The organism is Alteromonas sp. BZK5, assembly GCF_014349115.1.
Lineage (GTDB): Bacteria > Pseudomonadota > Gammaproteobacteria > Enterobacterales > Alteromonadaceae > Alteromonas > Alteromonas macleodii.
Window position 1 is genome coordinate 1 of the sequence record NZ_JACSOE010000168.1, and the last position, 3,841, is coordinate 3,841.

General features: G+C 38.9%; 3 protein-coding genes. 1 reads left to right on the forward strand and 2 read right to left on the reverse strand.

Going from position 1 to position 3,841, the window contains the following annotated elements:
• The first annotated feature begins 368 nt into the window (after nt 1–368).
• Nucleotides 369–785 (forward strand): hypothetical protein, encoded by a 417-nt coding sequence (locus BIZ39_RS20680; RefSeq protein ID WP_187447943.1) that lies wholly within the window; start codon nt 369–371, stop codon nt 783–785.
• Between the two features lie 128 nt (nt 786–913).
• On the opposite strand, the gene BIZ39_RS20685 is transcribed toward BIZ39_RS20680, so the two are convergent.
• On the reverse strand, nt 914–2,329 hold the full coding sequence (locus BIZ39_RS20685) for a hypothetical protein (RefSeq protein WP_187447944.1): 1,416 nt from the start codon (nt 2,327–2,329) through the stop codon (nt 914–916).
• Nucleotides 2,330–2,672: 343 nt separating this feature from the next.
• On the reverse strand, nt 2,673–3,638 hold the full coding sequence (locus BIZ39_RS20690) for a hypothetical protein (RefSeq protein ID WP_187447945.1): 966 nt from the start codon (nt 3,636–3,638) through the stop codon (nt 2,673–2,675).
• Nucleotides 3,639–3,841 lie beyond the last annotated feature (203 nt).

A 3,841-nucleotide genomic window follows, 5' to 3' on the forward strand; every position in this document is an offset into this window, starting at 1 on the left:
GTCTTCTTGTTGCTTAAAACCAGTCAACATTTGACACCCCGTAACTTAAATTTATCTCCTTTTATGTGTATTAGTTTTTTGAACATTTCACTAAATTTTTGGTTAAAAAAATTAAAAGAAGACGTCACTTTGATAATTATTTTTCCTACAAACCAAATACACACTAGGTGATATAACTGGTGTTATTGATAACACTGAAACCAACACTACTCACTGTAATGACTAGAAAATTTGCGATACCATGGAAGCAGAGTTTGAGGTTCATAATGACTACGTTTTAGCGTGTTAAAACCTCTGGCAATTACATTTTATTACTTCCTTTCTTGTAAAGAGGGTAACGAAAATAAGAATAAAACGAGAGTTGATGAATGAAATTACTTTTTAACGGTTCTAGGGAGTCTTTTACACAGTTTGACCCTGTTTACGTTGGGACCGGGGAGAATGTGACCAATGAAGAACAACCGTCATGGTACTTTACAGACAATTTGAAAGGTGCGTTTTATCATGTAGAGCGTTATCTCCGATCTGAAGGTACCGGAAGTGTCCAAGTTTGTCTTATTGAAGAGCAATATTTGCAGGAAGCAAATGAATATCCAGATTCAATTTATCAATGCCACCCTTTAGTTGTTCCGATACAATTTTCTGAAAACATAACCATAGTTGAGAGTCTACCAACATCTATGCTTCTAAGTGAAATCATAGGGCCTGTCAAAACTTATGTCTTAGGCGACACTCCAGAGCCTTTAGGAAATACTGGTTTGCTTTCTAAATTGCGAGTTGTATAAGCTATAAAAAGTTTTGTAGCCTAGTCTCGCTTGGCAATGAACTTGGGCCATCAGAAAGAATTATTCGAAGCTTAATATTAAAAAAGCCACTTAAATAAAGTGGCTTTAAGGGTGTAGAGTGTTTTAAGCTAGTCACACGATGTCGGGGTTAGTTTCTTATCGACAGAGGCGCCATATAACTTCCCTGATTCGAACCAATGCATTTCAGTACTTAGCAGGCTGTACACTGCGTCGAAATTAGCATTTGCTACATTTTTGTTATCTGGCGCAAAGTGTAGGCCCATTGATTGAATAGCATCGAACCTAAACTGTTCAAGAAAATCACCTGCTTTTTGCATAGTTTCAAAAGATAATGCCCCATCATCTTGCGCCATAGGCGTTATAGGTCTGTAATTCAGATAGGCTCCAACTGTGGTCATTAATACCGGCCCGTTAATAATCTCAACAACTGCGTTGGACGACGAATATTGATACCGAGATGTTTGTTCCCTGATCTCAATGAGGTCATCTTCTGCATAGGTAAGTGTGACGTTCAACGGACCAAATTGGTTTTGCGTACTAATTGAGTACTCGATTTTCTCATTGACATTACATATCTCATCGCTACCAGCAGCAAGTGTTAATGTTGGTGGTTCGCTTAAGTGAGGGAGGTTTCTAATAGTCTCGTTTATATAGAAATAAGGCGCAGTATATTGGTTGGCTGTAATTTGAACATTGTCAACCACACTTTCGACTACGTGGCTTTCAGTGAGATCCATATCTGTAATGTCCTGAGCTTGCCCCTGAATCACTATATCTCCACTGGCGCCATCGTATGCAGTAATGTAAAAATCCCCCCAGGCTTCATAGATAGTCAAAGAAACACCGGTTAAAGAGAAGCTAAAATCGTTTTTGATGACGTTGATTTCAGCATCTGGCATGTCATATGTAGTTGCGCCGTATTGGGAGGTCACAGCGAAATTAGGTGATGATGCATCAAACGCTATACTCACTTCTACCGGTTCGCCATTAGTTTCTGAACGGCCTTTCAAGGTCAATGTCGATGCGTTGTCGTCTGCCCCTGAATCATCAATGTATTTTGACGAAAAGCTAATTGGTACATGTGGCAGGAAAGAAGTCGATAATTCAGGTTCAGGGCTTCCCGTATACATCCAGCCCCCATCTAATTCAACATCAACCGCGGAGAATGATGACGGTACAGCGTTTAGTAGAGAGTACCCGTGAGAACCTGAATTAAATTCAAAACTGGCACCATCATTTGCTTGAGCTTGTAGCGTAAAGCCTGTCCAATCGGCTCCCTGCACGAAATGCAAATTAAGATTAGAGAATTCATAACTATTCCCGTTTACTGTAACCGTGGCCGACCCGTTAGGCACTGCAAAAGAATTCGGCGACGATTCAACCAATGCAGGATCTTGGTTATCAAAATTAACTTTAATTATAGTTTCACCAGTCGAAGTTTCACCTGTTATGACATATTCGATCGGTTCAGCAACTACATTGAATGCTAATGTTGCTAAGAGGCCTTTGAGTAATATCTTCATACCATTCCTTAAAAGTAAAATATTTAACTGCCAAAACAACGCAAAACAAACTTGGCTTTTAGAGGTGTGCAAAATGGATTACACGTTAATCACAACGAAATCGTTGTATTACTAGTGTATAAGGATTTTAAAATGCGCCATTTTTTGAAAATTTCATATAAAACAATTGTTTATGTTCGTTCTCGAGGGGTGTAAAACTTACTGGTGAAAGCGGTTGTTAATGGGCATAGCGCAGGGGAAAGGTTTGTGCTTACCGGCGACACAGTGAACCTACCTAGAAAACACTTTGACTTTATAGAGTTACTTACTTCAGTTTTTATATTTACGCATAATTTTCTTAGGTTTAAATACCACCAGCAGGAGTAATGTTTATATTAATTTGATATCTTCGTTTTACGACTTCAGACGCCTCAGTGACAGACATCTTCGCGTTTATCAACTCACTCATTAAGTAACAAGCGTTTGCATAATTAATGTGTTCAGCATTTATTGTTTGGTGTTGAAACAATCCTTTATACCGTTGCTGATATTTGTCAGTGGATTGGCTTACTAAACGGCTTATTTCTTCGTGTATGGACATTCCTTCAGTATTTCGGCGTTTAGTCATTATCCGGTTCACGACAAAGTCACAACCTTCTATTTCGTTAGATTTTATTCGCTGCTTAAAATCATCATCCCCCAAACACAGCAGTAATTTGACGTCGTCGACTAACACTACGCTTATCTCGCAATTGTAATGTTGCAGCGTTGTCACGAACTTAAAGGCCGCATCTTTTTTTTGCTTGTTGTTGAGATAAATAAGTGGCTTATTGAGGGCCACAAGGTGTTTTTCGTGGGCATGGGGTACAAAATCTCCACCCATTGCAACGACCAAATAACCTCTATCAATCATGAGAGAGGCCACGACTGGGTCGGCTGTGACATAAATCGGCTCATTTTTTTGTTTATCTGACACAACCCTCACCCATCGATAACCGAAAGGAATATCAGTATTAAGACTGCCACTTTTCACCATGCTAGCTGTTTTTAGGTCAACAGGAATGCATTGAATACTGCTACTATTCCTATACCAAATGATAAATGGCGAGTTATAAAAACCAGGTACCCAACCTTTATCAGACAGCAATTTGTCATCGTTTATGATTTTTAAAAGCGACGCATTGGTTGGCGGGTACCAATAAAAGAGCTTATTGCTTTTAGCCTGAAGTATCGCTGGATGTATTCCATTTTTATCAAGGGCAGAAAGCTTTTCTCGAAATAACTCGTGACAATAATTATAAAGCTGGGAGTGGCTAAATGTTTTAGACATAAAAAAGCCTATCTGAATAAAACTAGATAGGCTAAGTGTATTAAAACTGAACAATTATCTTGCTCGCTTTTGTTCTGATATCGCTTAACGTTAATAACGGGGATCTTGATAATCCAAATCATTGCCAGAAACAAAACGATTAATTAAGTTCTTATAGTCTATGCCGTCATGCGGGTGGTAAGACTGGTACCACTCGGCAATGT

What these genes read in the sequence shown, in the direction of transcription:
- BIZ39_RS20685 (WP_187447944.1), bottom strand. Translation starts at nt 2,329, where the DNA reads ATGAAGATATTACTCAAAGGCCTCTTAGCAACATTAGCATTCAATGTA.
- BIZ39_RS20690 (WP_187447945.1), bottom strand. Translation starts at nt 3,638, where the DNA reads ATGTCTAAAACATTTAGCCACTCCCAGCTTTATAATTATTGTCACGAG.
- BIZ39_RS20680 (WP_187447943.1), top strand. Translation starts at nt 369, where the DNA reads ATGAAATTACTTTTTAACGGTTCTAGGGAGTCTTTTACACAGTTTGAC.